Consider the following 1,036-nt stretch of genomic DNA (forward strand, 5'->3'; position numbering starts at 1 on the left):
GGGGAGGATTGCCGCGCAGGGCAGACCCCGCCCGCCATATCGTCACGGATCCCGCGACGCTGGCGGATCGGTGCGATGTGGTGATCGATGTCAGCAGTCCGGAGGCCACCTGCACCCATGCCGAGGCCTTTGCCAAAGCAGGATGCGCCTGGGTGATAGGGACAACCGGGTTCGATGCCGCGCAGGAAGCGGCAATCACGCAGGCCGCTCAAACCATCCCGGTGCTCAAGGCCGCCAATTTCGCTCCCGGCCTGACGCTCCTGCTCGATCTGGCGCGTCAGTTGGGCGCCAAGCTGCCTGCCGATGAATATGATGCTGAAATCCTTGAGACCCACCATCGTCAGAAACGCGATGCCCCCTCAGGTACGGCTCTGGCCATTGGCGAGCGCTTTGCTGAGGGGCGCAATGTCGCTCTGGCCAATGTGACCGAGATCGATCGCTCCGGACTGCGCGGCGAAGGGGCGATCGGCTTTGCCTCACTGCGTGCCGGGCAGATCGTGGGGGAGCACAGCCTGATCCTGACGTCGGGCACGGAACAGATCACCTTGTCGCATCGCGCTTTTGACCGCCGCGTGTTTGCACAGGGTGCGGTCAAGGCGGCGCGATGGCTGGCTGGTAAACCGGCAGGGCTCTACACCATGACGGAAATATTCGAGGCCTGATCAGGCTTCACTTCCCGTACTGCAACATAACAAACGCTTGACCCCTGTGGCTCAATGCCTCTAAGGACAGCCCTCTCTTGCGGGTCGAGCGCAGGTTATCGCGCGTCCGCTCTCCTTTCTTTCACTCATTCCCTGCGAGGTCCCTGAGTGCGTAACTACGGCGAATTTCTCTTCACATCGGAATCCGTTTCTGAAGGTCATCCGGACAAGGTCTCCGACCGGATCAGCGACACCGTTCTGGACGCTTATCTCGAGGCCGACCCGGAAGCCCGTGTTGCGTGCGAAACCCTCTGCACGACCAACCGCGTCGTTCTGGCCGGTGAAGTCCGTGGCCCGGCGTCGATCACCAGCGAGCTGCTGATCGAGCGCGCCCG

The 1,036-nt window shown here is 62.5% G+C and carries 2 protein-coding genes; both read left to right on the plus strand.

Translation table 11 applies throughout. The features are described from left to right. Nucleotides 1-662 (plus strand): 4-hydroxy-tetrahydrodipicolinate reductase (dapB, locus tag C0V97_RS17030; RefSeq protein ID WP_127103698.1); only part of this gene is annotated, 662 nt, incomplete at its 5' end. Between the two features lie 147 nt (nt 663-809). Then, nucleotides 810-1,036 (plus strand): S-adenosylmethionine synthetase N-terminal domain-containing protein (locus tag C0V97_RS17035; protein WP_233582249.1); only part of this gene is annotated, 227 nt, incomplete at its 3' end.

The organism is Asaia sp. W19, from assembly GCF_003994335.1.
Lineage (GTDB): Bacteria > Pseudomonadota > Alphaproteobacteria > Acetobacterales > Acetobacteraceae > Asaia.